We start from the raw sequence: 25,794 nt of genomic DNA, 5'->3' as shown, positions 1-25,794 counted from the left end.
CCCGGGCGGCGGACGCGGCGGGGCGACCCCCGCCGCGTCCACATCATGGACAACTACGCTCGTTTCATGAACGCAGAAGCCGACGCCCTCGCCGCCGTGAAAGACGCTGACCGGAAGCACGTCTTCCACTCCTGGTCGGCGCAGGAGCTCATCGACCCGCTCGCCGTGGCCGGCGCCGAAGGGTCGTACTTCTGGGACTACCAGGGCAACCGCTTCCTCGACTTCTCCAGCGCCCTCGTCTACACGAACATCGGCTACCAGCACCCGAAGGTCACCGCGGCCATCCAGGAGCAGGCGGCCAGGCTGTGCACCGTCGCGCCCGGCTTCGCCGTCGACGTGCGCTCCGAGGCGGCCCGGCTGATCGCCGAGCGCACCCCCGGCGACCTCGACAAGATCTTCTTCACCAACGCCGGGGCCGAGGCGGTGGAGAACGCCGTCCGCATGGCCCGCCTGCACACCGGCCGGCCCAAGGTGCTGTCCGCCTACCGCTCGTACCACGGCGCCACCTCCACCGCGATCAACCTGACCGGCGACGCCCGCCGCTTCGGCAACGACTCCGCGACCGCCGGCGTCGTGCACTTCTGGGGGCCCTTCGCCTACCGCTCGCCCTTCTACGCGGCCACCGCGGCCGAGGAGTGCGAGCGGGCCCTGCGCCACCTGGAGGACACCATCGTCTTCGAGGGCCCGCAGTCCATCGCCGCGATCATCCTGGAGACCGTCGGCGGCGCCCCGGGCGTGCTCGTGCACCCGGACGGCTATCTGGCCGGGGTCCGCGCGCTCTGCGACCGCTTCGGCATCGTCTTCATCCTGGACGAGATCATGGTCGGCTTCGGGCGCACCGGTACGTGGTTCGCCTCCGAGCACTGGGACGTGACCCCCGACCTGATCTGCTTCGCCAAGGGCGTGACCAGCGGCTACCTCCCGCTCGGCGGGGTCGCGATCTCGGCGGCGATCGCCGAGACCTTCGCCCGCCGGCCCTATCCGGGCGGGCTCACGTACTCCGGGCACGTGCTGGCCTGCGCGGCCGCCGTCGCGACGATCAACGTCATGGAGGAGGAGGGCATCGTCGAGCAGTCCGCCCGCACGGGCGCCGAACTGCTCGGCCCCGGCCTGCGCGCGCTCGCCGAACGGCACCCCTCGGTCGGGGAGGTCCGCGGGCTCGGCACCTTCTGGGCCCTGGAGCTCGTACGGAGCAAGGAGACCCGCGAGCCGCTGGTCCCGTACAACGCCTCCGGGGCGGAGAACGCCCCGATGGCCGAATTCGGGGCCGCCTGCAAGAAGGGCGGGCTCTGGCCGCTCGTCGCCGGCAACCGCATCCACATCGCGCCGCCGTGCAACATCTCGGCGGACGACGTGGCCACGGGGCTGCGGATCCTCGACGAGGCCCTCTCCGTGGCGGATGCGCACACGGTCTGACCTGCGGATCTGTGGGGTCGCCCAAGGCGTGGGTGCTGGTGTTCGGAGGATTTGTACGGGGATGAACCACCCGTACACATGCTGCAATCCGTGCAGGCCGTCAAGACGCACAACAGGCCAAGCACCTACGAACCGGGATGCACGTCAGGCCCGGGGCGGTCCCTCGGCGAGGGGCCGAACGGCGGGGAGCGGGACGTCCTTGATTCGGGCGGGCGCTGGACGCCGGGCGTACGGGATCCAGACGACCGGACTCCGTGTTCCCGAGTACCCGAAGGAAGACAGCATGAGCAAGCACGTCCTGGCCCAGAACCAGTACGGCAAGGCCGAGAACCGCATCGTGAAGGTGACCCGCAAGGGCGGCGACGGTTCCTGGCACGAGATCCGCGACCTCAACGTCTCGGTCGCTCTCCGCGGTGAATTCCGCGATGTCCACCTCACCGGCAACAACGCCAACTGCCTGCCGACCGACACCACCAAGAACACCGTGTACGCCTTCGGCAAGGAACACGGCATCGAATCCCCCGAGGCCTTCGGCATCCTGCTCGCCAAGCACTTCGTCTCCTCGCAGGAGCCGATCCGCGAGGCCCAGATCCGCATCGAGGAGTACGTGTGGGACCGGATCCCGGTCCCCACGCGCAAGGAGCAGCACTCCTTCGTCCGCAAGGGCCAGGAGGTGCGCACCGCGCAGATCACCTACAGCGAGACGACCGGCCTGCAGGTCATCTCGGGCCTGAAGGACCTGACGGTGATGAACTCGACCAACTCCGAGTTCCACGGCTACATCAAGGACAAGTACACGACGCTGCAGGAGGCGTACGACCGCATCCTGGCGACCAAGGTCACCGCGCGCTGGGCGCATTCGGCGCTGGCCGGCGACGACGCCGGGTACGACTGGGACCAGTCGTACAAGAAGGTCCGCAAGAACATGCTGGAAGCCTTCGCGGAGACGTACTCGTACTCGCTGCAGCAGACCCTGAACCAGATGGCCGAGCGCGTGCTCGACAACTGCCCCAAGGTCAACGAGGTGCGCCTGAACCTCCCCAACAAGCACCACTTCCTCGTCGACCTGGAGCCCTTCGGCCTCAAGAACGACAACGAGGTCTACTTCGCGGCGGACCGGATGTACGGCCTGATCGAGGGCACCGTCCACCGTGACGGGGTGCAGCCGGTGATCGCGACGTCCGACTGGATCGTCGCCTAGATCGGACTTACTCCTCCAGTACGCCGCTCGCCACGTATCGGCCCGGACCGCGTCGCGGGGTCCGGGCCGACGTGCTGAGCGGTCCGCCCCCTACAGCTCGTCCTGCGGCTGTCCCACCAGGAGGTTCCAGCGCCCGGCCCGCCCGGTGAGGGTGGTCACCGACTCCGGCCGTACGTCGAGGCGCCAGAACGTCGCCGCGGGCAGTTCCAGGGCGTGCACCACGGCCGCCCGCACGACGGCCTGCTCGACCTCCACCCGGTGCGTCCCCTCGGCCAGAGCGGCCAGCTCCGCACCGACGCGGGCGACCAGCCGGTCCACGGACTCCCCGCCGGGCGGCGCGTACGCGGGATCCGACAGCCAGGCCCGCACGGCCTCCGGCTCCCGGCCCGCCACCTCGTCCAGGGTGCGGCCCGCCCACTCGCCCGTGTCCAGACCGCGCAGTCCCTCGTGACCGGGGCACGGCCGGGCGTGACCGAAGCGGCCCTGACGGGCGGCTGCGTCCAGAGGGAAGCAGATGAGCCGGACTCGCACCAACGAGGTCTTCATAAGGGGAGCGTAAGCGCGGTACGGTCACAAACGACACAATTGAATGACGACGGTACGACGGAAGCCCGGTGAAAATCCGGCGCGGTCGCGCCACTGTGAAACCTCCCGGAGGGGAGGGAAGTCAGACCCGCCACCGTCGCAGCGAGCACCACTGACCGGGACGCGTGTTCCCCCTGGAGGTTCTGCCATGGCCCACTCCGCCGTGCCCACGACGAACTCGCCCGCCATCGCCCCCATCTCGCTCTCCGCACTGGCCCCCTGGGCCGTGTTCGTCGGCATCCTCATGCTCGTCCTGCTGTACTTCGTCGGCGCCGAGCAGGGCGCCACTGCGGTCTTCGAGGGGGAGACCATCCACGAGTGGCTGCACGACGGCCGCCACCTGCTCGGCTTCCCCTGCCACTGATTCCCCTGCCACCGACCGACGTCCCAGCAAGGGAACAGAACATGGCTTCCACTTCTGCGGGTGGGGTCTCTCCCCGGGCCCTGCTCGTCCGCGGCATGCTCGCCGGCCTGCTGGCCGGGGCCGCCGCCTTCCTCGTCGCGTACCTCCTCGGTGAGTCCAAGGTGGACGCGGCGATCGCCATCGAAGAGGCCGCCGCTGCCGGGCACGACCACGGCGAGGAGGCCCCGGTCAGCCGGGCCCTCCAGGCCACGGCCGGACTCGGCACCGGCGTCCTGCTCTACGGGGTCGCGCTCGGCGGCATCGCCGCGCTCGTCTTCTGCTTCGCCCTGGGCCGCATCGGCCGCTTCGGCCCGCGGGCCACGGCCGCGCTGGTCACCGGCGGTCTCTACGTCACCGTGACCCTGGTGCCGTTCTTCAAGTACCCGGCCAACCCGCCCGCCGTGGGCGATCCCGGCACCGCCGCCCGGCGGACCGCCCTCTACCTCCTGATGATCGCCCTGAGCGCGCTGCTGGCAGCGGGTGCGCTGATCCTCGGGCGGCGGCTCGCGCCGGCGCTCGGGGCATGGAACGCGTCGGTCGTCGCCGGCGCGGCCTTCGTCCTCGTCATCGGCATCGCGTACGCCCTGCTGCCCGGCGTCAACGAGGTCCCGGCGGACTTCCCGGCCGCTCTCATCTGGGACTTCCGTCTCGCGTCCCTGGCCATCCAGTCGGCACTGTGGGCGACTTTCGGCCTGGCCTTCGGTTTTCTAGCCGAACGAGCCCTTGTGCCCGCCTCCGCACCCAAGGAGGCTGTGCAGCCGACGAGTTGAGCACGAGGGGGCCGGTAGTACATGGCGACGGCGATCAGGGAATGGCGGGGCTGGACGGGCGCGGCCCCGTTCTGGCTGAACTCGTTCCTGCTGCTCCTGGCCCCCTGCTGCGCCGTCACCCTGTTCGGCCAGATCGGCATCATCGCCGCGCTGGCCGCCCTGGGCGGCCTGGCCCGCCACCTCTGGTACGGCGACTACGGCCACCCGGCCATGCACCTGGCCGCCGTACTGATGGGCGCGGGCACGGCCGCCGTCGTGCTGTGAACCCTCAGCGGGAGTAGGCACCCGTGGCCAAAAGCGTGCCGGTGACCGCGGGCACGCCACCCGCCGTGAGCATGCCCCGGACACGCCCCGGGCGGCTGCGCTCTCACCCGTTCGGGCGCATGGCCGCCACCCCCGGCAGCCGACGGGTCGACCCGTCGCGAACTGCGAAGACTCCCCCATCTTGCGACGACACGCCCGTGACGCCATGTCAGTCCACCGTGTTGCACGGAGTACCGACGGGCAGAGGAGGTGTCCACTGCTCACAAGACCCGGCCGTACGAGCCGGACAGGAGGGAATCCCATGTCCCGCGCCAAGTGGGTCGTCGCCTCGCTGACGGTGGTTCTGTTGTCCACCGGGATCGCGGCGTTGCAACGGACCGAGGGGGCCAGGCCCGCCGCCGTCACCACCGACGACGCGCTGCCCTCGAGGGCGTTGGGGCTCTCCGGCCACCGCCGTCTCGTGCGGGAGCTGGAACAGCCCGACGCGCACGCCCCCGGCCGGGGAGCCCGCTCACCGCGCACCGCCGCCGGGCCGCTGCGGACCGTCACGGGACCCCTCCGGTCCGCGCGCCCCCTGCGGTTGCGCATCCCGAGCCTGGGCGTGGACCTACCGTTGACCGGCGACCGCGAGGAGGTCTCCTGGGACACCGGCGGGCCGGCGCCGGGGGCGGCCGGGACCGCCGTGGTGACCGGAGAGGGTCTTCGCCTCGGCGAGTTGCGGCGGGGCCGGACCATCGAGATCCCCCGCGCCGACAGCCGCACGGCCGTGTTCACCGTCGTACGGGTCTCGCCCGGCGAGGTGTCCGGCCACGAGGGGCCCGTCGACCGGGCCCAACTGCGGCTGGTCGGCGGGGAGACCGCCGTGCTGGCCCGGCTGACCGGGCAGCGCCGCACCCGCTGAGCCCTCCCGCTCGCGCGGCACCCGGACCGGCGGGCCCACGGCCGACTGTCAGCCGTGGGGGGTGTCTTCGTCCCCCGGTCGGGGGCTTCTCGAGGTCCGTCCGGGAGTCGTTCGGCGTGGCGGGGCACACCCCTCGCATGAGCGGGAGGCACTACGCGCGTTCGGCACTGACCAGGGCTGTGACCGTGGTCTGTGTCGTGCTGCTGTGCGTCTTCGGTGCCGGTCCGGCCGGCGCCGAGGCCGCCGAGTTCCGGCCCGCCTCCGGTGTGCCCGCAGCCCCCGCCCTGCCCGGGGCTCCCGCGGAGTCCCCCGAGCCCGGCGAGGGCCAGTCCGATCCGGCCCCCGACCCCGAGGCGCGGGCGGCCGTACGGACGATCACGCGCGGGCTGCCCGGCGTACGGCGCACACCGCTCGCGGTGTTTCACGTGAAACACCGCGAGGCTCCGGAGTGCGAGTCCGACACGGAGGCGGCCGAACCGGCCCTGTCCCGGCGGACGGTGCGGAGTGTGGTCCTGCGCTGCTGAGCGGACCGAGGTCCCGACGCAGCCCCCACACCCCCCTGAACACCGTGAGGTTCCGCCATGCCCATCGACCCGTACGCCGCACTGAACGCCATGCTCCGCGCCGAGGTCACCCGGTTCGCGCCGCCGGCCCGGCAGACCGATCAGGCCGCGTCACCGAAGACCACGGCGACGGCTACGGCCACGGCCGCCCCGGCCGAGAGCGAACGGCAGCAGACCGCCCCCGCGGATTCCGCCGCGTAGGAACCGCGCGCAGACATGCGGCGCGCGCCGGTTCCCCTGCCCCGGTCACGGGCACGGGAACCGGCGCGCGCCGGCCGGCCGCCTCAGTCCTCGTGCGTGTAGTAGCGGTAGAAGGCGATCGCTCCCACGCCGAAGGCGACGGCGAGGCCCACCACCACGGCCTTGAGGACCGACTGGTTGGTGAGGCTGTGCAGGTAACCCACGGCGATGCCGCCGAAGGCCCCGTACGCGGCGGCGTGGACCTCCCGCTTCAGGCGGGGTCCGATCCGGGCCAGGGCGAACATGATCCCGGCGAAGAGCACGCCGCACAGGATCCCGTAGAAGACGTTGCCCGCGTCCACCGGGCCCATCTGGCGCTTCATGAACGCGGCCCAGACGCCGTAGACGAGTCCGAGGAGCAGTGGCCTCACGTACGCGCCCCTGCTCAGATGGGTCAGGTCCGCCGACTGCCGGTGCCGCCCGAAGGTGCTGGGTGCCGCATGTGCCATGACGGGCTCCTCTCTCCCATCATCCAGGGCACACCCGCCGCCCCCGACCGGCAAGTGGATCAGCAGTCAGGGCGTGCGTACGGCCACGGCGTCGATCTCGAAGAGCATGCCGGGCAGGGCGAGCGCGGCTGCCCCGATCAGGGTCTGGGCGGGCAGTTCGGTGCCCCAGGTGGAGTGCAGGTGCCCCAGCAGGATCTCCAGCTTCCGCTGGTCGTGGCCGACGATGTACGTTCCGATGCGGACGACGTCCGAGGGGCCGAGGCCGACGGCCGCGAGGGCGGTGCGGAGGTTGGCGAAGGCCTGCTCGACCTGGTCGGCGAAGTCCTCGGAGACGACGTGGCCGCTCTCGTCGGAGCCGTACTGGCCGGCTATGAAGACCTGCTCGCCGGGTGCGGAGACGATGTGGCTGTAGCCGTAGCCGGTCGGCGTGTGGAGTCCTGCCGGATTGATGATGCTGCGCGTCATGCCGAGCTCCCTGTTTCCGTGTCCGTTTCCGTACGTGTGGTGCGGCCGGCGCTGCGGCTACCGCGCGGCGAGCCAGGCGCGGAGCCGTTCGGGGGCCTCGGGGGCCTGCCGCTCGGCCTGCTGTCGGATCTCGTCGAGGTTCTGGGCCGCGAGCGCCCTGCGCCAGGCCAGTTCGGCCCGGGTCATGGCATGCGCGATGGCGCACTCGGCGGAGTCCCTCTCCGGGGCGGGGTCCGCCGGTTCGCCGGCGCCGGGGCCCTGCTGCCGGATCTCCGCGCAGCGGAAGGCCTCATCGGGGCCCTCGACGGCAGCGACCACGTCCATGAGCGAAATGGCGTCGAGCGGACGGGCCAGCCGGAAGCCGCCCCGGGGGCCGGGCGTGGAGGAGACGATGCCCGCCCGGGCCAGGGCCTGGAGCTGCTTGTTGAGGTAGGCCGCGGGCAGGTCGTGCCATGCGGCGAGGCGCGCCGCCGACACGGCCCGGTCCGGCCCGCTCCAGGCCAGGTTGACGCAGCTGTGCAGCGCCCACTCGACGCCCTCGCTCATCTTCATATCCTGGATATTAAATGTCCAGAATGATGGACGCAAGGATGTCACCGCTCCCGGCGTGCCACCACCCACCCGCAGCAACACCGCTCGCGCCCGGCCCCGTGCGCGCTTTCCCTGGTGACGTGCGCACCACCGTGTCGGCTGTCCTCATCGTGCTCGTGGCCCTGCTGGTGCCCGCGAGCGCCGTCGCGTACTGGGCCGACCGCGAGCTGGGCAACGCCGACCGGTACACCGCCGCCATGTCCCCGCTCGCCGAGAACCCGAAGGTGCAGGAGGTCGTGGTCACGCAGGTCAGCCGCGCCCTCGCCGGCCAGATCGACGCGGGCCCCTTCCAGATCGGGGTGGACACCCTGCTCGGCGAGGCCCTGCACTCCTTCGCCGGCACCTCCGCCTACCGGACCGCCTGGGACGCGGCCAACCGCGCCGCCCACGCCGCCTTCCTCAACGCCCTCACCACCGGCCGGGGCGACGCCCTCACCCTCGACCTCGCCCCCGTCATCGCCCAGGTCAGGGGCGACCTCGTCGCCGACCAGGTGCCGTTCGCCGACCGGATCCCGGTGACCCACCCGACCGTGACGGTCATGGAGTACGACAACCTCGGCGCTCTGCGGAAGGGCTTCCACATGCTCCAGGTCGCCGGCGTCTGGCTCCCCGTCCTGACCGTGATCCTGGCCGCGGCCGCGATCGCGGTCGCCGTCCACCGCCGGCGCGCCGTCATGGCCACCGGAGCGGGACTGGCCGTCGGGGCCGCACTGCTGTGGCTCGCGGTGGACGTGTGCCGTCGGCTCACCCTGGACGATCTGCCCGCCGACATCGACCGGCCCGCCGCCGGCGCGGTGTACGACGCCCTCACGGCGTACCTGCGCACCACCGCCTGGACGGTCCTGGCGATCGGGCTCGCGGCCGTACTCGCCGCATGGGTGACGGGCCGACTACGCCGCACCCCATAAGCTCGGAAGGTACCAACACACGCAGAAGCACGCAGAAGATCCCAGAAGAACCGATTCGCGAGCGGCGGGCACGGAAGCGGGAATGAGCACCGAACGCACCGAACACATATCGTCGCGGCGGGCCCGGCACCATCCGCTGGCTCCGCCCTCCTGGTTGCTCAACGGGCTGAAGCCCAGCGCCGCACCGATCCCGTGGGCCGCCGTGGCCCGCGCCTCGATCGCACTGGCCGTGCCGCTCGCCGTCGGTTTCGCCCTGGACGAGCCCGAATACGGCGCGCTCGCCTCCATGGGCGCCCTCGCCGGAGTCATCGGCGACACCGCCGACGCCTACCGGATGCGGGTCCTGAACATCGCCGTCCCGCAGCTCTTCGGCGCGGTCGGCGTGGCCCTGGGCACCCTGGTCTACGGGCAGGGCTGGCTGGCCGTCGGAGCGCTCACCCTCGTCGCGCTCGTCTCCGGGATGATCTCCTCCATCGGCACGGTCGCCTCCGTGTCCGGGCTGCTGCTCCTGCTCAACGCCGTGATCGGCGCCGGGCTGCCGCTGCCCCGGCCCTGGTGGATCGCGCCGGTGCTGCTGACCGCGGGCGGGCTGTTCGTCCTCGTGCTGACCCTGCTCGGCTGGCCGCTGCGCCGCCGGCAGCCCGAGCGGACCGCCGTGGCCGACACCTACCGGGCCCTGGCCGACGCCCTGGAGGCCGCCGGTGGCCCCGGCGACCTCTACGACGCGCGCCGCCAGGAGGTCACCCGGGCCATCAACCACGCCTACGACCTCGTCCTCGGCCGCCGGGCCCGGGTGCACGGGCGCAGCCCCTCGCTCGTGCGGCTGCTCGCCCAGCTCAACGTGGTGATCCCCCTGGTGGAGGCCGCCCCCGCCGCGCACCTGCGCGGCCGGCCGCTGCCGCCCGAGATCCCGGCCGCCGTGCGGGAGCTGGCCGACGCCGTCGAGGAGGGCCGCACCGCAGCCCCGGTACTGGACCTGCCCGCGGCGCACACCCCGGCGGAGCGGGCCGTCGACGCGGCCCTTCGGCATGCCGCGAAGATCGTGCACGTCGCCGAACCGGACCTGCACAACGTGGACGACCGGCTCGGCCGGCCCGCCGCCCTGCGCGTGCGGGCCCGGCGGGCGGTGCGCGACATGATGCTGTCCCGGGCCTCCTGGCGGTACGGGCTGCGGCTCGCGCTGTGCATCGGGATCGCGCAGTCCCTCGTATCGGTGATCGAGGTCGAGCGGTCCTACTGGATCGCGCTGACCGTCACCTTCGTCCTCAAGCCCGACTTCGGCTCGGTGTTCTCCCGGGCCGTCCTGCGCGCGCTGGGCACCGCGGGCGGACTGGTCGTCGCGGCCGCCGTGCTCGCCGAGGTGCCGCGCGGCTGGTGGGACGTCCCGGTGATGGTGGTGCTCGCCGGGCTGATCCCCGCCTTCTCCGTCAAGGGGTACGCCTTCCAGACCGCCGCGATCACCCCGGTGATCCTGCTCCTGTCGGACCTGCTCAACCACCAGGGCTTCGACCTGATCCGGCCCCGGCTGCTGGACAGCCTGATCGGCTGCGCCATCACCCTCGTCTTCGGATACCTGCTGTGGCCCGAGAGCTGGCGCACCCGGATCGGGGACCGGCTCGCCGACACCGTGGAGGACGCCGCCCGCTACGTGGAACGGGCCTTCGCGCCGGTCCCGGACGAGGCCGCGCTCGCGGCGGCGCGCACCGCCCGCCTCCAGGCCCGGCGGCGCATCTACCGGGACCTGTCGGGCGTCCGCAGCGAGTTCCAGCGGGCGCTGACCGAGCCGCCGCCGACCGGGGCGCGGGCCGCCGCCTGGTGGCCCCTGGTCGTCGCCGTCGAGCGGATCGTGGACGCGACCACCGCCGCACGGGTACGGGTCAACCACGGCGCGCCCCCGCCCCCCGCCGAGGAGGTGGAGTCGATCGCGCGCCAGCTCCACCGTCTGGCCGGCCGGGTGCGCACCAGCACCGTCCCGGTACGGGTCGACGCCGAGCCGGAGGCCGCGGCGGCGAGCGTCCTCGCACCCGTCCACCAGGAGATCGCGGCGGCCCTCGCCATCGCCCGGCCGGAGTCCTGACCCACGGGCGCCGCCCGCGCGGCGGCGCCGTCCCCCGAATGGGCCGCCTCCCGGGCCGGGCGGGGCCGCACGGGGCAGCATCGGAGCATGCACCGCGTCCCGGCCGTGATGGTCCTCGCCCTACTCCTGGCGGGGTGCGCCGATGTGGAAGGACTGCAGAGCGAGGGCGACCTCGGTACGGTGCACGCCCCGAAGAGCCTGTGGAAGGACATCCGCCCCGACCCGCCCGCCCCGGACCAGAAGCCGGGCACGGCCGCCGTGGTCCCCGGGCTCCCCAAGGTGGCGGGCCGGACCATGCGCGGGGTGGACGCGCTGCCCGTCGTACGCGCCGACATCACCTCCGCCACCGAGCAGGACGGCGGGACCGGCCGGCTCGTCGACCCGCGCGCCGCCCAGCGCCTCGCGCTCTGCACACAGGCTGTGGACGGCGGGCCCGACTGCCCGGTGCGCCCCGCGGTCCTGCACGACCTGACGGGCAACGGCCGGGAGGAGCTCATCACCGCCCTGGACATCGACGGCCGGCTCAGCGAGCTGCGCGTCTACACCGTGCAGGACGACGGCAGCATCGCCCGGATCCTGTCCCGGCGGGCCGTCCTGGAGGGCGTGGAGGTGGCCGCCGAGCACCTCGCCGTCCGCGAGCCCACGACGAACCCCGACCACGTGGCCGTCTCCGACTACGTGTGGGACCCGAAGGCCGGAATCATGAACCTGTCCCAGCTCACCCTCGACGACTGCCCGGGGCTCGCACAGACCCCTCCGGACGGGGACGGGTCGCGATGCGCGCGCTGAGCAGCCTGCGCTGGAAGATCGCACTGACCACCACGATGGTGTGCTGCATGGTCGCCGCGGCGCTGGGGATCCTGGTGCACAACGTGGTCGCCCGGCAGATGGTCGGAGAGGTCCGCAAGGCCGCGGACACCGAGCTGGACCACGCCCTGGGCCACTACGAGTACGGCACCGCGCACGGCGACGTGAACGTCGTCTTCGACCCCGCCGACCTGCCCCGGCCCCTGCGCGAGCTCGTCGCGGCCGGACAGACCGGCAGCATGGTCGGCCTCCAGCAGGGGAAGCCCGTCATGTGGGCGGCCGGACCCGCCGACGACAAGGTCGTCGCCGTCTGGCTCCCGTTCGGGGCCACCCGTGAGCGGCTGCGGGACGTCGACGCGGCGATCCTCGCCTCCGCCGTCCTCGCGGCCGGGTTGGTCGCGCTGGCCGGCCTGTTCCTCGCCAACCGGATCAGCCGGCGGCTCACGGCCACGGCCGCCGTGGCCCGCCGGATCAGCGCCGGCGACCTGGACGCCCGGGTCAACTTCCCGAGCGACTCCGGCTCCCGGGACGAGGTACGGGACGTGGCGCACGCGCTGGACTCCATGGCGGCCTCGCTGCAGGGCCGGCTGGAGGCGGAGAAGCGCTTCACGGCGGACGTCGCGCACGAGCTGCGCACCCCGCTCACCGGCTCGCTGGCCGCGGCGGCCCTGCTGCCCGAGGGCCGCCCCAAGGAGATGATCAACAACCGGCTGAAGGCCCTGCACCTGCTGACCGAGGACCTGCTGGAGATCTCCCGGCTGGAATCGGGCGTGGAGCGGGCCGACCTCGCCCGGGTGGAACTGGGCCGGGCCGTGGAACGGGCGGTCGCCGGGGCCGCCGCGGGGGCCGGAGCCGTCACGGCGACCGGGCCGGCCGCTTCGGTACGGGTGGTCCGGGACGCGGAGGTGCTCACCGACCGCCGGCGCCTGGACCGGATCCTGACCAACCTGCTGGTCAATGCCGGCAAACACGGCCGGCCACCGGTCGAAGTGACGGTGGAGGGCCCGGTGGTGGTGGTCCGCGACCACGGGCCCGGCTACCCGCCCGAACTGATCGAGCAGGGCCCGCAGCGGTTCCGCACCGGAGACCCGGGCCGCGGGCGCGGCCACGGCCTGGGACTCACGATCGTGATGGGGCAGGCGGCGGTGCTGGAGATCGCGGTGAGCTTCACCAACGCCCCCGACGGGGGCGCCGTGACGACGCTCCGGCTCCCCGTCGGCAGGCTGGCAGAGGGGAATTGGCCTGGTTCGAGACCATAAAGATGCCTTTCACCTGGCCAACCGGCCCGCTCAGACGCCGATGTTGCGGCCGTCCTTGCGCCAGACGGAGACGACCGCCGGGCGGACGATCTTGCCCGGACCGTCGGGCCACACCGACTGCGGCTTCTCGACGGACGCGCCGTCGATCTCGCCCGGGTGCTGGACGGCGACCAGGACGCGCTTGTCCTGGATGAGCGGACCGCAGGTCTCGGCCCCGCGCGGAACGGTCAGGAACTGCTTCAGCTCACCGCGGCGCTCACCGGCCGTCGCCACACCGAACAGGCCGTCGTGGGAGCCGAGCTGGTTGCCGTCGGTGGAGATCCACAGGTTGCCGTGCGGGTCGAAGGCCACGTTGTCCGGGCAGGAGATCGGGCTGACCCTGTCCTTCGGGAAGCCCGCGAAGTAGGTGGCCGGGTCGTTCGGGTCACCGGCGACCAGGAAGAGCCGCCAGGCGAAGCCGTCGCCCGCCGGGTCGTCGAAGTTCTCGGCGAGCTCCAGGATCTGGCCGTGCTTGTTCAGGTTGCGCGGGTTGGCCTCGGTGGCGCCTTCCTTGCCCGGCTTGCCGCGGTCGGTGTTGTTCGTCAGCGCGATGTAGACGCGGCCGGTGCGCGGTGAGGGCTCGACGTCCTCGGGGCGGTCCATCTTGGTGGCGCCCACCTTGTCGGCGGCCTGGCGCGTGAAGACGTACACCTCCTCGGCGGTCATGCCCTCGACGTGCGAGACGTTGCCGGTGGCCAGCTTGATCCAGACGCCGGAGCCGTCGAACTCGCCGTCGGAGGGCAGCTTGCCGGCGCCGTCGAGTTCGGCGGCCGGGGAGTCACCGGTGAGCTTGGCGACGTAGAGCGTGCCCTCGTCGAGCAGCGTGAGGTTGTGCTCCTTCGCGGCGCGCGAATTGCCCTTCTTCATCCGCTTCGACGAGACGAACTTGTAGAAGTAGTCGAAGCGCTCGTCATCGCCCATGTAGACGACCGGACGGCCGTCCTCGGTCAGACGGGGCTGCGCGGCCTCGTGCTTGAAGCGGCCGAGAGCGGTGCGCTTGCGCGGCACCGAGTGCGGGTCGTACGGGTCCAGCTCGACGACCCAGCCGAAGCGGTGCGACTCGTTGGGCTCCTGCGCCACGTCGAAGCGCTTGTCGAATCGCTCCCACTTGCGCTCGGTGGCACCGGTGGTCACGCCGTAGCGCTTCAGGCGGGCGGCCCGGGCGGGGTCGGTGACCTGACCGGCATTGGCGAAGTACTGGTTGAAGTTCTCCTCGCCGTGGAGGGTGGTGCCCCACGGGGTGGTGCCACCGGCACAGTTGTTGAGCGTGCCGAGCACCTTGGTGCCGGTGGGGTCGACGGAGGTCTTCAGCAGGTCGGTGCCCGCGGCCGGGCCGGTGAGCCGGAACTCGCTGGTGGCGGTCAGGCGGCGGTTGAGCTGGTGGCGGCCGACGGCGGTCAGCTTGCCGCTGCGGTGGTCCTCCTGGACGGCGACCACGGACAGGCCGTGCGCGGCCCAGGCGATCTCGACCTGCTCGCGGGTCGGGTTGGCCGGGTCGTACGCCTTGAACATGAGCTGCTCGTCCGTGTACTCGTGGTTGGCCACGAGCAGCTGCTGGCGCTCGTAGTCGCCGCCGAGCGGGAGAAGGCTCAGGAAGTCGTTGTTGTAGCCGAACTGACCGGCCTGCGCGGCGGCCGTCTGCTGGTCGGGGTTGAAGCCCGGGGCACCCTTGATGATCGGGTCGCCCCAGCGGATCACCACGTTCTGCTCGTGGCCCTCGGGGACGGTGACCTTGTCGTCGGTGTTCGGCGCGACGGCCTTGAAGCGCAAGCCCCGGGCGGCCTCACCGCTCTTGCCGGCTCCGCCGGCCGCCCCGGCGCCGGCCTCGGCGGAGGGGGAGGCGTTGGCGGTCTGCCCCGGGCCGCCCAGCACCACGGCGGAACCGGCGGCGGTGGCGACCGTCACGACCGCGGCGGAACGCAGCATCGCGCGGCGGGAGTAGGCGCGCGCGATCACATCGCCGACGTACTCGTTGTTGCTTGTGTTCGGCACCTCGTGGAAGCATGCGTCGCCACAGCGGTAACGACAGGTGAGAGCGGAACGGCCGCTCCCATGCGGGTTGCCGATGAACGGCAGAAGCTTGCGCACGAGTGTCCTCCGAGTGGCTGCGTGGGCGCCGACAACGTGTCGGTACGATCCAGCCGCGACGCTAGGCCCGGGTTGCGCCGAAGCGGCGGCGCGGGGATGAACGGTCGGTGAACCCGGCACGTCGGAGCGGCAGTTCACCGACCGTGTGCGGATGGTTCGGAGCCGGGCGCCACGAAAGGCGACCCTGCCGAAGATCCAGCCGGGCGGCCGATAACCTTACGTGTCCACTCTGGGCAGGGATCAACCGCGCAGCACGGACAAATGACGCACGCACACATGCGAAAGGCCTGGCCCATGGGTATTCGGAGCTTGTTGCGCAAGGTATTCGGACGGTCCGCGGAATCCGTTCCGGACACTACGGACACCCCTTCGGCCGCTGTCCCCAACCAGGCGGAACGGACCCCTCTGGACGTCGCCGCCGAACTGGTGGCGGCGTCCTTCGACAACCCCACGGTTCCGCCGCAGTCCGCTCCGCGCGACCGTGAGCCGGGTACGGTCCTCACGGCCCCCGCCCCGGCGGCGGACCCGACGGTTCCGGAAGCCCGCCGTGCGCCTGCGGCGAAGCCCGGTGGAGAAACCCCCGCGCCCCCGGCCGAGCCCGAGCCGGCCGCCGCGGAGGCCAAGGCCGATGCCACCCCCGAGGCCGAGCCGACCGCGGCGCCCGAAGCCGAAGCTCCGCAGGCGGAGGCACCCGCCGAAGCCACCGCACCGGAGGCGGACACCGCCGCCGAGGCTGCAGCCGAGCCCGAGGTCCCGGTCGCCACCGAGGCCGAAGCCGAGCCGGTGGCCGCCGAGGTTGAGGCGCCGCAGGCGCAGGACCAGGCCGAGGCCCCGGCTGCCGCCGAGGCCGAGCCGGCAGCCGCCCCCGCTGCGGAGCAGCCCGAGGCCGAGCCGGCCGCCGCCGAGCCCGAGGCTGAGGCCGCTGCTGAGGCCGCTGCTGAGCCCGAGGCTGAGGCCGCCGCCGTCGAGGCGGAGGTCGAGCCGGCAGCCGCTGAGGCCGCTGCTGAGCCCGAGGCTGAGGCCGCCGCCGTCGAGGCGGAGGTCGAGCCGGCAGCCGCCGAGGCCGAGGCACCGCAGGCGCAGGACGAGCCCGCGGCCGAGGCCCCGGCCGCCGAAGCGGAAGCCGAGCCGGCCGCCGCCCCCGCTGCGGAGCAGCCCGAGGCCGAGCCGGCCGCCGCCGAGGCAGAGGCCGCCACTGAGCCCGAGGCTGAGGCCGTCGCCGAAGCGGAGGCACCGCAGGCGCAGGACCAGGCCGAGCCCGAGGCCCCGGCCGCCGCCGAGGCCGAGCCCGAGGCCGTCGCCGCCGCCGCCGCCGAGCACGAGGCCGTCGCCGCCGAGGCGGAGGTCGAGCCGGCCGCCGCCGAGGCCGAGCCCGAGGCCGCCCCCACTGCTGAGCAGCCGGCGGAGGCGGAGGCCGAGCCGGTTGCCGCCGGGGAGACCGCGCCGGAGGCGCCCGCACACGCGCTCGCCGCCGTGAAGCGCCGGGCTCCCGAGGTCGTCGGTGCGTACAAGGCCGTCGGTCAGGTCCTCCGCGGCAAGGGGAAGGCCGGGGCTCGGGCCAAGGTCTACCTCGTGCTGGACCGGTCCGGGTCGATGCGCGGGTTCTACAAGGACGGCAGCGCCCAGCACCTCGCCGACCACGCCCTCGCCCTCGCCGCGCACCTCGACGACGCGGCGACCGTGCACACCGTGTTCTTCTCCACGGAGGTGGACGGCACCGCCGACCTGTCCCTCGACGGCTACGACGCCGCCTGGGTCGAGGCCCGCCACGCCGAGCTCGGCCGGATGGGCCGCACCAGCTACCACGTGGCCGTCGAGGCCGTCGTGGAGCGCTACCAGAAGGACGGCGGCGAGGGCCCGGCCCTGGTCGTCTTCCAGACCGACGGCGCCCCCGACAACCGGCAGCCCGCCCGGCAGGCCCTGGCCGACGCCGCCACCACGGCCCCCGGCATCCACTGGCAGTTCGTCGCCTTCGGCGACCACGACTCCAAGGCCTTCGACTTCCTGCGCAAGCTGGACGCCGAGAACGCCGGCTTCTTCCACGCCGGCCCGGCCCCCACCGAGCTGACCTCCGCCGCCCTGGCCAAGGGCGTCCTGGAGCAGTTCTAGTCAGCGGTCGCCATCAGCGGGAACAACGAAGGCGGCGCCCCCCTCCGGCAAGGAGAGGAGCGCCGCCTTCGGCGTATCGGCGCGGCGGGCGTCAGCCCCGCGGGGACCCGGCGTCCGGGGTGACCGCGTCGGAGACCGGCCGCTCGGCCGCCTTCGTCTCCACCGGCTTGCGCAGCGCGATGTTCAGCTCGCGCAGGCGGGCCTCCTCCAGCACCGTCGGCGCGCCCATCATCAGGTCCTGCGCGTTGCCGTTGAGCGGGAAGGCGATGGTCTCGCGGATGTTCGGCTCGTCGGCCAGCAGCATCACGATGCGGTCCACACCCGGGGCGATGCCACCGTGCGGCGGGGCGCCCAGGCGGAACGCGCGCAGCATGCCCGCGAACTCGCGCTCGACGGTCTCGGCCTCGTAACCGGCGATCTCGAAGGCCTTCAGCATGACCTCGGGCTCGTGGTTGCGGATGGCGCCGGAGGACAGCTCGATGCCGTTGCAGACGATGTCGTACTGCCAGGCCAGAATGTCCAGCGGGTCCTTCTCCTCCAGGTCCTTCATCCCGCCCTGCGGCATGGAGAAGGGGTTGTGGGAGAAGTCGATCTTGCCGGTCTCCTCGTCCTTCTCGTACATCGGGAAGTCGACGATCCAGCAGAAGCGGAAGACGTTCTCCTCGAACTGGCCCGCACGCTTGGCCGCCTCGACGCGGACGCCGGACATGATCTTGGAGACCTCGTCGAAGTCGCCCGCGCCGAAGAACACGGCGTGGCCGGGGACCAGGCCCAGGCGCTCGGTGAGGACCTTGAGGTTCTCCTCGGTGAGGAACTTGGCGATCGGGCCGGTCAGCGAACCGTCCTCGCCCACACGGACCCAGGCCAGGCCCTTGGCGCCGAGCGAGATCGCGTACTCGCCGAGGCCGTCGAAGAACTTGCGGGGCTGCGCGGCGGTGTCCGGGACGGCCAGGGCACGCACGTGCTTGCCGGCGAACGCCTTGAACTCCGAGCCCTCGAACACGTCGGTGATGTCGACGAGCTCCAGCTTGGCGCGCAGGTCGGGCTTGTCGTTGCCGTACTTCAGCATCGACTCGCGGAACGGGATCCGCGGGAACGGCGAGGTGACCTCGCGGCCGTTGCCGAACTCGGTGAAGAGCTCGGTCATCAGGCGTTCGATCGGCTGGAAGACGTCCTCCTGCTCGACGAAGGACATCTCCACGTCGAGCTGGTAGAACTCGCCCGGCGAGCGGTCGGCGCGGGCGTCCTCGTCGCGGAAGCAGGGCGCGATCTGGAAGTACCGGTCGAAGCCGGAGATCATCAGCAGCTGCTTGAACTGCTGCGGCGCCTGCGGCAGGGCGTAGAACTTGCCCGGGTTCAGGCGGGACGGCACGACGAAGTCACGGGCGCCCTCGGGGGAGGTCGCGGTGAGGATCGGCGTCGCCATCTCGTTGAAGCCGAGGGCCACCATCTTCGAGCGGATCGACGCGATGACGGCCGAGCGCAGCATGATGTTGCGGTGCATGCGCTCGCGGCGCAGGTCGAGGAAGCGGTACTCCAGGCGCCGCTCCTCGTTCACACCGTCGTCGGTGTTGATCGTGAAGGGCAGCGGTGCGGACGCACCGAGCACCTCGACCTCGGAGACCTCGATCTCGATCTCGCCGGTCGGGAGCTCCGGGTTGACGTTGTCGGCGCCGCGGGAGAGGACCTTGCCGTCGATGCGGACGACGGTCTCCTTGGTGACGCTGCTCAGCGCCTCGTTCGCCGCGGTGCCCGGCCGGGCGACCAGCTGCGTGATGCCGTAGTGGTCCCGCAGATCGATGAAGAGGATGCCGCCCAGGTCTCGACGGTTGTGCAGCCAGCCGCTCAGTCGGACGTCGGCGGCGACGTCAGAGGCGCGGAGCTCGCCGCAGGTGTGGGACCTGTACCGATGCATCAGTCATCCAGTTCTACGCGATACCAGGGTGGATTCAACCGTCCCAAGGTTACCGTCCGGGAGGGTGACGGGTCGGGCACTCCCTCCAGCCTGCGCAAATGCGCCCGGAGCACGGGCGAACAGGCACGTAACGGATATGACCTGTAAAGATGGCCGAGTGCGCACCGAGGACGTCCTGGCAGCCATCGCGACCGGCCTGTGGCGATGGGACAACGCCTCCGGGACGGTCACCCTCGACAGTGAGGCCGCCCGGCTCCTCGGGCTGCCCCCCGAGCCCGTGGTCCTCCCGGAGGTCGCCGTACGGTCCCGGTTCCACCCGGTGGACTGGAACGAGATCAACGGGATCGTGAACCTGGCCGTCGCCGAGGGCACGCTCGCCGAGGCCCGGCTCCGGATCATGGACGTGGACGGCCGGGTCCTGCGGACCGTGCGCAGCCGCTCCAAACCGATGGAGAAGAGGGCGGCCGACGGGAGCACGGACTACGAGCTGATCGGCACCATCCAGGAGATCGCCGAGCCCCAGCCCGGCACCACGGCCGCGCACACCCCCATCACCGGCGACTGGCGGCGCTCCCGCGAGGCCTTCCTGCTGGACGCGGGGCGGGCGCTGGCGGAGGCCCGGTCCACGGCGGAGGTGCTGCGGGTCGCCGCCTCGCTGTCCATGCCCGGCTTCAGCCCGGACGGTCTGGCCGTCTTCGGCGCGGCCGGGGACCGGCTGTCGATCATCGGGCACCACGGGCACGATCCGTGCGAGGAGGGCCCCTTCACGGACATGCCGCTGGAGACGGACTATCCGGCCGCGGAGGTCGTCCGTACCGGCCGGGCGATCTACCTGCCCACCCCCGACGAGTACAGACGGCGCTTCCCGGCCGCCTGGCCGCTCGCCCAGCGCTTCGACCGGGTCTCCTGGGCCTTCCTGCCGCTGATCGTGGCCGGGCGGACCATGGGCGCCTGGATGGCCGCCTTCAAGCACCCGGCGTCCTTCTCCCCCGACGAGCGGTCCGTCCTGACGACGGTGGCCCGGATGCTGGCCCAGGCGCTCCAGCGCGCCGGGGTGGCCGAGTCCGAGCGGGAACTCACCACGGGCCTGCAGCGGTCGATGATGCCGCAGCTCGGCCCGGAGATCCCCGGCATGCGGATCGCGGCGCGGTACGTCCCGACGGGCGGCGGGCTCCAGGTCGGCGGCGACTGGTACGACATGATCCCGCTGCCGTCGGGCAGGTTCGCGCTGGTCATCGGCGACGTCCAGGGCCACGACGTGCGGGCGGCCGGGCTGATGGGCCAGCTGCGGATCGCCGTACGGGCGTACGCGTCCGAGGGCCACCGGCCGGACGCGGTGCTCTCGCGCGCCTCCCGCTTCCTGGCCGGGCTGTGCTCCTCGCAGGAGTCCGACCCGTACGTGGACGGGGACGCCCGCGCCCGCGACGCCGACGTGCGGGACTCCGACTTCCAGAGCCCGCGGTTCGCGACCTGCCTGTACGTGGAGTGCGACCCGAAGACCGGAATGCTGGAGGTGGCCCGCGCCGGCCACCCCGACCCCGCGATCCGGATGGCGGACGGCACGGTCCTCATGCGACCCACCGCGGGCGGGCTCCCCCTCGGGATCGACCCCGACACCGACTACCCCACCACCCGGTTCCCCCTGGAACCCGGCGAGACGATGATGCTCTGCACCGACGGCCTCATCGAGACCGGCGGGCACGACCTGGACACCGGCTGGGCCCGGCTGCGCGCGGTCCTGGAGTCCGACGCGCACGAGTCGCCGAGCACCGGGGCGGGGGCCGGAGCCGGGACGGGGGCCGGAGCCGGGACGGGAGCGGGGACGGGCACGGCCGGGCTCCTGGAGCCGCCGCACCTCGAACGGCTGGCGGACCTGCTGGTCCAGGCCGTGCACGGGCCGTCCTCGCACCACACCACCGGCCCGCTCGCCGACCGGCGCGAGGACGACATAGCGGTGGTGCTGCTGTGCCGCGAGGCCGTGGACCACCGCACCGCACCGCCGCACCCGGCCCGCCCCGCGCGCCGGACCGTCCTGACCGTGGCCCAGGTGGAACCCGAACGGATCGCGGGCGCCCGCCAGCAGATCCGGGAGCTGCTGCACGACTGGGCCGACCCCGACCAGGTGGACTCGGCGGTGCTGATGGTCTCCGAGATGGTGACGAACGTACTGACGCACACCGACGGCGACGCGCTGCTGGTCGCGGAGGCGGTCGGCGAGCTGGGCGCGCGCCGGCTGCGCGTCGAGGTCGCCGACGGCAGCGACGAGCTCCCGCACAAGCGGCAGCCCGGTGAGATGTCCTCCAGCGGCCGCGGGGTCCTGCTGATGGAGATGCTGGCCGACGCGTGGGGCGTGGACCCGCGGGGCGAGGGCAAGTCCATCTGGTTCGAGCTGCACGAGCAGTCCAAGACGGACGCCGATCCGGTGTTCTGACCCCGGGTCGGACGCGGCGGGGCGGGCCGGGCGGGGCGTGATTGGATACGGCGGTGTCCAATCCCCTCCTGCCCGAACCCGTACGGCGGCTCGCCGCCTGGTGCGGCGTCGTCCTGCTCGTCACCGCCGTCCTCGCCGTCGGCGTATGGCTGTGCATCGTCTTCGAAGCCGCCGTGACGCCCGTACTGCTGGCCGTGCTCGGCACGGCCCTGCTCGGGCCGATGCACCGGCGGCTGGTCCGGATGAAGATGAACCGCTCGCTCGCCGCCGCCCTGACCTGCCTCGCGGTGGTCGCAGTCGTCGGCGGGGCCACGTACGTGGTCGTCCTCGCGCTCATGGAGACCGGCGACCAGATCGTCGACGCGCTGCGGCGGGCCGGCGAAACCCTCGCCGAGCACTTCGGAGCGGTGGGCACCTCGCTGGAGGACATCACCGCGAACTCCAAGGACCTGCTCACGAAGTTCGGCAGCACGGCCGCCTCGGGCGTCGTCACCGGGCTCAGCGTGGTGGGCTCGATGATCGCGATGGTGCTGCTCGCGCTGGTGCTGATCTTCTTCTTCCTGCGCGACTCCGACCGGGCCGTGGGCACGCTGCGCTCCATCGTCCCGGTCCGCTCGGGCGATCTGATGGAGGCCATGGGGCGGCGCGCCTTCGAGGCCGTCGAGGGGTTCATGCGGGGGACCACCTTCGTGGCCCTGGTCGACGCCGTGCTGATCGGCGTGGGGCTGCTGATCCTCGACGTGCCGGGTGCGCTGGGTCTGGCCGCCCTGGTCTTCGTGACGGCCTACATCCCCTACCTGGGCGCCTTCCTGTCGGGCGCGGTGGCGGTCCTGGTGGCCTTCGCCGACCGCGGCTGGGTCATCGGCCTGTGGGCGCTGGGCCTGGTGCTGCTGGTCCAGATGATCGAGGGCTACGTGCTCCAGCCGGTGGTGCAGAGCCGCACCGTGCAGATGCACCCGGCCGTGGTGATGCTGGCCATCACCGCCGGGGCGAGCGTCGCCGGGATCCTGGGGATGCTGCTGGCGGTGCCGCTGACGGCCGCCGTCTTCGGGGTGATCTCGGAGCTGCGGGTCCGGTACGCCGATGCCGTGCCCGTACCGGTGGACCCCACCCCGTAAAACGGGGCGGGCGGGCCCCCTCCGGGAACCCGCCCTGCCCGACCGCCCGACCGCCCGGCCGTCCGACCGGCCCGATCAGCTGTCCGCCTCGCCGGCGCCGCGGTGGCCGAGCCCGGTGCGCGCGGTGGTGGGGATGCGGCCCAGCCGGCCCGCCTGGAAGTCGTCGAAGGCCTGCTGCAGCTCGTGCTGGCTGTTCATCACGAACGGCCCGTAGTGCGCCATCGGCTCCCGGATGGGACGTCCGCCGAGGAGCACGATCTCCAGGTCCGGGGCGTTGGAGTCCTGGGACGCGTCCGCCCGCACGGTGAGCGAGCCGCCCTCGCCGAAGACGGCCGTCTGCCCGGTCTGTACGGGCCTGCGGTCCTCGCCGACGGACCCGCGCCCGGCCATGACGTACGCCAGGGCGTTGAAGTCCTCGCGCCACGGCAGGGTGATCTGCGCGCCCGGCGTGACGGTCGCGTGGATCATCGTGATCGGGGTGTGGGTGATGCCCGGGCCCTGGTGGCCGTCGAGCTCACCGGCGATCACGCGGAGCAGGGAGCCGCCGTCCGGGGTGGTCAGCAGCTGGACCTGGCCGCCGCCGATGTCCTGGTAGCGCGGGGGCATCATCTTGTCGGAGGCCGGGAGGTTGACCCACAGCTGGAGGCCGTGGAACAGCCCGCCCGAGACGACGAGGGACTCCGGCGGGGCCTCGATGTGCAAGAGGCCCGAACCTGCGGTCATCCACTGCGTGTCACCGCCGTTGATGACTCCGCCGCCGCCGTTGCTGTCCTGGTGGACGAAGGTTCCGTCGATCAGGTACGTGACGGTCTCGAAGCCGCGGTGCGGGTGCCAGGGGGTTCCCTTCGGCTCGCCGGGCGCGTACTCCACCTCGCCCATCTGGTCCATCATGATGAACGGGTCGAGGTACTGGTAGTTGATCCCGGCGAACGCGCGGCGCACCGGGAATCCCTCACCCTCGAACCCACCGGGAGCAGAGACGACGGCCAGCACCTTGCGCGGGACGGCGGCCTGGGGCTCGGCCACTCGCGGAAGGGTCAACGGGTTCTCAACAGTCACTGCGGGCATGGTCAGGACCTCCTTCTGCGTCGAGTTTAGTTGAAACTCGAACTTTCTGCCACACCCCACAGAACAGAGCGGCCCCCGGAGACATTCCCCCGGGGGCCGCCGTGTGCTCAGGCGCAGGTCAGCAGTGGTCGAGCCCGTACCAGTCCGGGTGTGCGTCGAATGCCGAGGAGGTGTTCACGTACTGGGCCGGAACGAACCCGAACGCTCCCCGTACGTCCCCGCGGGCGCCGTACCACGTGTTGTTGCCGCCGCCGTGCCAGTCACCCGTGGTCCAGCAGTCGAACTGGCTCGGGTTGGTCTTCAACGTGTCCGCGTACGGCGCACCGAAGCCCGCCCACCGGTACATGTCGATGTTCGGGGTGTTGCCGCAGTACAGCGTCCCTCCGCTCACCCCGCACCAGGCGGCCTGCGCGGGCGAAGCCGCCAGAACCCCCGTACCCAGCGCCATCACCCCCGTGGCCGCCACAGCGGCGAGCTTCGTGCGAAACGACGTACGTGACATCGCAGTCTCCCCTGTCCGTAGGAGCGGGTGTCCCCCCGCAGCACCGATACTCGGGAGCCCCGGCCGCGGCCGCGATGGTTTCGGGCAGGGCCGAAAGGTGCGTCAGCCGCCGCTGCGCAGCAGGTCCGCGCCCAGGCCCGTCACCGAGTGCAGCACCGCCCTGCCGTCCCGCTCGGTGGTGATCAGCCCGGCCGCGCGCAGGGTGCGGGTGTGCTCGGAGACCGAGGGGAGGCTGATGCCGAGGTCCCTGGCCAGCTCGCTCGTCGTGCGCCGCCGCACCAGCTGCTGGAGCACGGCCGCCCGGGTGCGGCCCAGCAGGGCGTCCAGCGCGCCCTCCGCGGGCCCGGCGCCGACCAGGGGCAGCGGGGTCAGCGCCGGGTACATCAGCACGGGCGGCCCCTGCGGCCCGCCCGGGCCCGCCGCGACCAGCGGACGCCCGGTCCAGAACGGCGAGGGCATCAGCAGCAGCCCGCGCCCGCCGAGCCGGACGTCGTAATGCGGCGGCCGGTCGACCTCCAGGACGGTGCCCGACCACTCGGCCCGCGGGTGCGTACTCGCCAGGCACGCCTTGATCCCGTGGGTGGCCAGCAGCCGCGTGCGCCAGGCGACGTCCGCCTGGAAGGACTGCCGGATCCGGGCCCAGTGCGGGGCCACCACGACCTCGTGGCCGGCCCTGAGCGCCCCGCCCAGCTGGTCCCACGCCTCCCGCTCCCGGCCCCACAGCGCCCGCAGCCAGGAATCCGGCCCGGGCGCCCGGACCGCGGCGCGGGCGAGCTGCCCGCCGGTCAGCGCCGGCGCGGCCTCCCGTACGGCGGCGAGCCCCTCCTCCAGCGTGGCCGTGTACGGCTCGACGAACTGGGGGTTGTCACCGTCGGGGCGCAGCAGGTCCAGCAGCGGGCGCACCCGGCCCGGCAGCTCCCGGCCGACCCTGCCCCGCCACCGGCCGAAAACCGCCGGTTCGTCGGTACGCTGCCAGGCGACCAGCGCCATGGCCAGCTCCACCATCGGCAGCGGCTCGCTCATGAAGGTGACGTTGAGCAGGTCTTCGGCCGTGAAGTGCACCCTCAGCATCGCGCCCGCCCCCGAGCTCAGCCGGATGTGTGTCCGGCTCTAGCCGTACATGCGACGCATGGCGAAGTCGACCATCTGCTCGACCGCCTTCGCGTCGAAGACCATCCGGTGGTCGCCCTCCATGTCGAGGACGAAGCCGTACCCGGTCGGCAGCAGGTCGATCACCTCGGCGCCGGTGATCACGAAGTACTTGGACTCCTTGCCCGCGTACCGCCGCAGCTCCTTGAGCGTGGTGAACATCGGGATGACCGGCTGCTGCGTGTTGTGCAGCGCCAGGAACCCGGGGGTGTCGCCGCGCGGGCAGTAGACCTTCGACGTGGCGAAGATCTGCTGGAAGTCCTCCGCGGAGAGGGACCCGGTGGTGAAGGCCCGCACGGCGTCGGCGAGCGACGGCGGGGACGGCTCCGGGTACAGCGGCGGCGCCTGCTGCGCGTAGCCCTGCGGGGGCTGCTGCGCATACTGCTGCTGGGCGCCCGGGTTCTGGTCGTAGCCGTACATGCGGCACACCCTATCGAGCACCTGCCCCCATACCGGCCGGTACCGGCCAGTCCCCT

25 protein-coding genes are annotated in these 25,794 nt (G+C 72.5%); 15 read left to right on the top strand and 10 right to left on the bottom strand.

The features are described from left to right. The first annotated feature begins 66 nt into the window (after positions 1-66). Both OG444_RS20515 and pucL read left to right on the top strand, forming a co-directional pair. Positions 67-1,416 (top strand): aspartate aminotransferase family protein, encoded by a 1,350-nt coding sequence (locus tag OG444_RS20515; RefSeq protein ID WP_327263545.1) that lies wholly within the window; start codon positions 67-69, stop codon positions 1,414-1,416. A gap of 283 nt (positions 1,417-1,699) precedes the next feature. Next, positions 1,700-2,617, top strand: coding sequence for a factor-independent urate hydroxylase (pucL, locus tag OG444_RS20510; protein WP_327263544.1), 918 nt, complete (start codon positions 1,700-1,702; stop codon positions 2,615-2,617). 90 nt (positions 2,618-2,707) lie between these two features. Here pucL and OG444_RS20505 read toward each other — a convergent pair whose 3' ends face one another. Then, complete coding sequence (locus OG444_RS20505) at positions 2,708-3,163, bottom strand: histidine phosphatase family protein (protein ID WP_327263543.1); 456 nt, start codon at positions 3,161-3,163, stop codon at positions 2,708-2,710. A 187-nt stretch (positions 3,164-3,350) separates the two neighbouring features. Between OG444_RS20505 and OG444_RS20500 the strand changes: the two genes are divergently transcribed. From OG444_RS20500 to OG444_RS20475, 6 genes are all read left to right on the top strand, one after another. Then, entirely contained in the window at positions 3,351-3,566 is a 216-nt protein-coding gene (locus OG444_RS20500) for a CbtB domain-containing protein (RefSeq protein ID WP_052870447.1), read from the top strand. Positions 3,567-3,607: 41 nt separating this feature from the next. Then, positions 3,608-4,375: a CbtA family protein gene (locus OG444_RS20495; RefSeq protein ID WP_327263542.1), complete on the top strand. Its 768-nt coding sequence runs from the start codon at positions 3,608-3,610 to the stop codon at positions 4,373-4,375. Positions 4,376-4,396: 21 nt separating this feature from the next. Further along, entirely contained in the window at positions 4,397-4,639 is a 243-nt protein-coding gene (locus OG444_RS20490) for a hypothetical protein (protein ID WP_327263541.1), read from the top strand. A gap of 301 nt (positions 4,640-4,940) precedes the next feature. Continuing rightward, positions 4,941-5,540 carry a class F sortase gene (locus OG444_RS20485; protein ID WP_327263540.1) on the top strand — a complete coding sequence of 200 codons (600 nt, stop codon included), beginning with the start codon at positions 4,941-4,943 and terminating at the stop codon, positions 5,538-5,540. A 137-nt stretch (positions 5,541-5,677) separates the two neighbouring features. Then, positions 5,678-6,064: a hypothetical protein gene (locus OG444_RS20480; RefSeq protein ID WP_327263539.1), complete on the top strand. Its 387-nt coding sequence runs from the start codon at positions 5,678-5,680 to the stop codon at positions 6,062-6,064. A gap of 57 nt (positions 6,065-6,121) precedes the next feature. Then, positions 6,122-6,304 (top strand): hypothetical protein, encoded by a 183-nt coding sequence (locus OG444_RS20475; protein ID WP_327263538.1) that lies wholly within the window; start codon positions 6,122-6,124, stop codon positions 6,302-6,304. Positions 6,305-6,387: 83 nt separating this feature from the next. On the opposite strand, the gene OG444_RS20470 is transcribed toward OG444_RS20475, so the two are convergent. The 3 genes from OG444_RS20470 to OG444_RS20460 form a co-directional block, all read right to left on the bottom strand. Then, entirely contained in the window at positions 6,388-6,792 is a 405-nt protein-coding gene (locus OG444_RS20470) for a hypothetical protein (RefSeq protein ID WP_327263537.1), read from the bottom strand. 66 nt (positions 6,793-6,858) lie between these two features. Beyond that, complete coding sequence (locus tag OG444_RS20465; RefSeq protein ID WP_327263536.1) at positions 6,859-7,257, bottom strand: RidA family protein; 399 nt, start codon at positions 7,255-7,257, stop codon at positions 6,859-6,861. Positions 7,258-7,314: 57 nt separating this feature from the next. After that, a complete protein-coding gene (locus OG444_RS20460; protein WP_327266869.1) occupies positions 7,315-7,803 on the bottom strand; it encodes an RrF2 family transcriptional regulator in 489 nt (162 codons plus the stop codon). 125 nt (positions 7,804-7,928) lie between these two features. Here OG444_RS20460 and OG444_RS20455 point away from each other — a divergent pair, with 125 nt between their 5' ends. The 4 genes from OG444_RS20455 (at position 7,929) to OG444_RS20440 (ending at position 12,899) form a co-directional block, all read left to right on the top strand. Continuing rightward, positions 7,929-8,756 (top strand): hypothetical protein, encoded by an 828-nt coding sequence (locus OG444_RS20455; protein ID WP_327263535.1) that lies wholly within the window; start codon positions 7,929-7,931, stop codon positions 8,754-8,756. An 82-nt stretch (positions 8,757-8,838) separates the two neighbouring features. Next, complete coding sequence (locus OG444_RS20450; RefSeq protein WP_327263534.1) at positions 8,839-10,833, top strand: FUSC family protein; 1,995 nt, start codon at positions 8,839-8,841, stop codon at positions 10,831-10,833. A gap of 87 nt (positions 10,834-10,920) precedes the next feature. After that, positions 10,921-11,622 (top strand): hypothetical protein, encoded by a 702-nt coding sequence (locus OG444_RS20445; RefSeq protein ID WP_327263533.1) that lies wholly within the window; start codon positions 10,921-10,923, stop codon positions 11,620-11,622. Then, positions 11,610-12,899, top strand: a complete 1,290-nt coding sequence (locus OG444_RS20440) for a sensor histidine kinase (protein ID WP_327263532.1) — start codon at positions 11,610-11,612, stop codon at positions 12,897-12,899. Before OG444_RS20445 ends, OG444_RS20440 begins: the two co-directional genes overlap by 13 nt. A gap of 30 nt (positions 12,900-12,929) precedes the next feature. Here OG444_RS20440 and OG444_RS20435 read toward each other — a convergent pair whose 3' ends face one another. Further along, positions 12,930-15,026 carry a PhoX family protein gene (locus OG444_RS20435; protein WP_327263531.1) on the bottom strand — a complete coding sequence of 699 codons (2,097 nt, stop codon included), beginning with the start codon at positions 15,024-15,026 and terminating at the stop codon, positions 12,930-12,932. Between the two features lie 309 nt (positions 15,027-15,335). On the opposite strand from OG444_RS20435, the gene OG444_RS20430 reads away from it, so the two are divergent. Then, positions 15,336-17,135 carry a VWA domain-containing protein gene (locus OG444_RS20430; protein WP_327263530.1) on the top strand — a complete coding sequence of 600 codons (1,800 nt, stop codon included), beginning with the start codon at positions 15,336-15,338 and terminating at the stop codon, positions 17,133-17,135. 91 nt (positions 17,136-17,226) lie between these two features. On the opposite strand, the gene aspS is transcribed toward OG444_RS20430, so the two are convergent. Then, positions 17,227-19,050: an aspartate--tRNA ligase gene (gene aspS, locus OG444_RS20425; protein ID WP_327263529.1), complete on the bottom strand. Its 1,824-nt coding sequence runs from the start codon at positions 19,048-19,050 to the stop codon at positions 17,227-17,229. Positions 19,051-19,207: 157 nt separating this feature from the next. Between aspS and OG444_RS20420 the strand changes: the two genes are divergently transcribed. After that, the gene (locus OG444_RS20420) at positions 19,208-21,481 is read left to right on the top strand and encodes a SpoIIE family protein phosphatase (protein WP_327263528.1); all 2,274 of its coding nucleotides are present in this window, start codon (positions 19,208-19,210) and stop codon (positions 21,479-21,481) included. Positions 21,482-21,534: 53 nt separating this feature from the next. Beyond that, a complete protein-coding gene (locus tag OG444_RS20415; RefSeq protein ID WP_327263527.1) occupies positions 21,535-22,599 on the top strand; it encodes an AI-2E family transporter in 1,065 nt (354 codons plus the stop codon). A gap of 75 nt (positions 22,600-22,674) precedes the next feature. Here OG444_RS20415 and OG444_RS20410 read toward each other — a convergent pair whose 3' ends face one another. The 4 genes from OG444_RS20410 to OG444_RS20395 all read right to left on the bottom strand — a co-directional run bounded on the left by OG444_RS20410 (position 22,675) and on the right by OG444_RS20395 (position 25,738). Next, entirely contained in the window at positions 22,675-23,667 is a 993-nt protein-coding gene (locus OG444_RS20410; protein WP_327263526.1) for a pirin family protein, read from the bottom strand. A gap of 118 nt (positions 23,668-23,785) precedes the next feature. After that, positions 23,786-24,169, bottom strand: coding sequence for a hypothetical protein (locus OG444_RS20405; protein ID WP_327263525.1), 384 nt, complete (start codon positions 24,167-24,169; stop codon positions 23,786-23,788). 102 nt (positions 24,170-24,271) lie between these two features. Beyond that, positions 24,272-25,240 (bottom strand): helix-turn-helix domain-containing protein, encoded by a 969-nt coding sequence (locus OG444_RS20400; protein ID WP_327263524.1) that lies wholly within the window; start codon positions 25,238-25,240, stop codon positions 24,272-24,274. Positions 25,241-25,279: 39 nt separating this feature from the next. Continuing rightward, positions 25,280-25,738, bottom strand: a complete 459-nt coding sequence (locus tag OG444_RS20395) for an SseB family protein (RefSeq protein ID WP_327263523.1) — start codon at positions 25,736-25,738, stop codon at positions 25,280-25,282. Positions 25,739-25,794: the final 56 nt, after the last annotated feature.

This window comes from Streptomyces sp. NBC_01232 (assembly GCF_035989885.1).
Lineage (GTDB): Bacteria > Actinomycetota > Actinomycetes > Streptomycetales > Streptomycetaceae > Streptomyces.
The sequence above is the reverse complement of the archived record's forward strand: the minus strand, read 5'-3'. Positions and strand labels throughout refer to the sequence as shown.

Coding starts and splice junctions, on each gene's coding strand:
- OG444_RS20515 (WP_327263545.1), top strand. CDS start 67: ATGAACGCAGAAGCCGACGCCCTCGCCGCCGTGAAAGACGCTGACCGG.
- OG444_RS20405 (WP_327263525.1), bottom strand. CDS start 24,169: ATGTCACGTACGTCGTTTCGCACGAAGCTCGCCGCTGTGGCGGCCACG.
- OG444_RS20400 (WP_327263524.1), bottom strand. CDS start 25,240: ATGCTGAGGGTGCACTTCACGGCCGAAGACCTGCTCAACGTCACCTTC.
- OG444_RS20410 (WP_327263526.1), bottom strand. CDS start 23,667: ATGCCCGCAGTGACTGTTGAGAACCCGTTGACCCTTCCGCGAGTGGCC.
- OG444_RS20485 (WP_327263540.1), top strand. CDS start 4,941: ATGTCCCGCGCCAAGTGGGTCGTCGCCTCGCTGACGGTGGTTCTGTTG.
- OG444_RS20480 (WP_327263539.1), top strand. CDS start 5,678: ATGAGCGGGAGGCACTACGCGCGTTCGGCACTGACCAGGGCTGTGACC.
- OG444_RS20495 (WP_327263542.1), top strand. CDS start 3,608: ATGGCTTCCACTTCTGCGGGTGGGGTCTCTCCCCGGGCCCTGCTCGTC.
- OG444_RS20470 (WP_327263537.1), bottom strand. CDS start 6,792: ATGGCACATGCGGCACCCAGCACCTTCGGGCGGCACCGGCAGTCGGCG.
- OG444_RS20440 (WP_327263532.1), top strand. CDS start 11,610: ATGCGCGCGCTGAGCAGCCTGCGCTGGAAGATCGCACTGACCACCACG.
- OG444_RS20460 (WP_327266869.1), bottom strand. CDS start 7,803: ATGAGCGAGGGCGTCGAGTGGGCGCTGCACAGCTGCGTCAACCTGGCC.
- OG444_RS20475 (WP_327263538.1), top strand. CDS start 6,122: ATGCCCATCGACCCGTACGCCGCACTGAACGCCATGCTCCGCGCCGAG.
- OG444_RS20505 (WP_327263543.1), bottom strand. CDS start 3,163: ATGAAGACCTCGTTGGTGCGAGTCCGGCTCATCTGCTTCCCTCTGGAC.
- aspS (WP_327263529.1), bottom strand. CDS start 19,050: ATGCATCGGTACAGGTCCCACACCTGCGGCGAGCTCCGCGCCTCTGAC.
- OG444_RS20465 (WP_327263536.1), bottom strand. CDS start 7,257: ATGACGCGCAGCATCATCAATCCGGCAGGACTCCACACGCCGACCGGC.
- pucL (WP_327263544.1), top strand. CDS start 1,700: ATGAGCAAGCACGTCCTGGCCCAGAACCAGTACGGCAAGGCCGAGAAC.
- OG444_RS20450 (WP_327263534.1), top strand. CDS start 8,839: ATGAGCACCGAACGCACCGAACACATATCGTCGCGGCGGGCCCGGCAC.
- OG444_RS20490 (WP_327263541.1), top strand. CDS start 4,397: ATGGCGACGGCGATCAGGGAATGGCGGGGCTGGACGGGCGCGGCCCCG.
- OG444_RS20500 (WP_052870447.1), top strand. CDS start 3,351: ATGGCCCACTCCGCCGTGCCCACGACGAACTCGCCCGCCATCGCCCCC.
- OG444_RS20395 (WP_327263523.1), bottom strand. CDS start 25,738: ATGTACGGCTACGACCAGAACCCGGGCGCCCAGCAGCAGTATGCGCAG.
- OG444_RS20445 (WP_327263533.1), top strand. CDS start 10,921: ATGCACCGCGTCCCGGCCGTGATGGTCCTCGCCCTACTCCTGGCGGGG.